This is a genomic window from Microcoleus sp. OTE_8_concoct_300, from assembly GCF_031383065.1.
Taxonomy (GTDB): domain Bacteria; phylum Cyanobacteriota; class Cyanobacteriia; order Cyanobacteriales; family Microcoleaceae; genus Microcoleus.
This window is the reverse complement of sequence record NZ_JANMZH010000690.1, coordinates 1-1,104: the sequence shown is the minus strand read 5'-3', so window position 1 is coordinate 1,104 and position 1,104 is coordinate 1. Positions and strand designations below refer to the sequence as shown.

Here is a 1,104-nt window from a genome sequence, read left to right as displayed (position 1 = left end):
AAAATCCCACAGTGTAACATCTTCAAAAAATGGGTGTACTTTATTATTCATAAGCTTTTTACTATTATTTTTTACTTTTTTTTCTTGTGTTTATACAGGGTGTTACTCGGACCCTGTTGCCTGCGGCGCCCCTAAATTCTGAGTGTCGCGGCCGGGGGGGCGGGCCATAAACCCGGCTCCCCCCCCGGCCCACGTTTTCATCAGTCGCTTTCTTCTGTGTCTTCTGTGTTTAGACTGCTGTTATCTACAGGAAAGGGAACGCCGTAAGTTTCCAGCATTGCTTCCCAGGTAGCAGTTTTGCTGAGCTTGCCGAACTGCTTGGCGTCTTCGTTACCGAAACCACAATCAAAAGCGATCGCTTTGAGTTGCTCGATGCGACGATAGTTCTTACCCATTGTTGACCTCTGCTTCCGAGGCAGACACAATGAGATTAATCAAATCAATTGCTTCTCCCAAACAGCTCTCTGCTTTTCCTAACGATTTAGGAACAGCCTTTTGATAAGACTCTAGCAGTAGTGATGATTTTTCAGTAAATTCACGACAAATTATGTCGTTCTTATTACTAATTGAAAAATCAGCCAAGTGCATATCTAAGCTGGTCAGAAAAATTTCAGAACGGCGGCTAACATGAACGCTGTAAATAGAATTTATCAAGAGTTCAGTCAGTTTGTTAACAAGCAATTTGTCAATAACAATTTTTTGGTCTGCCTCCGTCTTGGAATCTTCAGGAAAATCCGATGTGAAATTCTCCTCAATAAAGTGAGATGTAGTCATGAGTTTGATTGTCACCGCCTGATTAAACATGGACCAAAAAGCCACTGCCGTTCGACGCCAATCTAGAGCAGCGGTTTTTTGGCGTTTATAAGTCCTCGATCAGTTTAAGTTTTTGCCCTTAAAACGAGATTTATCCAAAGACCGTTGCCAAGGTGGGTTCCAATCATAAGCAGCGGTTTTTTAACATGAGGAAATATCTGATGAGTTTAAGGGCATCGTCTGGTGAGTGTAAATCCAAAGACCGCTGTTAGATCCTCCTACAGATAACAGCAGTCTTTTGGAATTTACGGGCATTTGGTTAGTTTAAATTCTCGCCGCACAACAAAAATG

Annotated in this window: 2 protein-coding genes; both read right to left on the bottom strand. The window is 42.3% G+C overall.

Features of this window, described 5'->3' with window-relative positions:
• Positions 1-200: 200 nt before the first annotated feature.
• Positions 201-395, bottom strand: coding sequence for a hypothetical protein (locus ACUVJL_RS31130; protein WP_445249362.1), 195 nt, complete (start codon positions 393-395; stop codon positions 201-203).
• On the bottom strand, positions 388-804 hold the full coding sequence (locus tag ACUVJL_RS31125) for a hypothetical protein (protein WP_445249361.1): 417 nt from the start codon (positions 802-804) through the stop codon (positions 388-390). Before ACUVJL_RS31125 ends, ACUVJL_RS31130 begins: the two co-directional genes overlap by 8 nt.
• Between the last annotated feature and the right edge of the window lie 300 nt (positions 805-1,104).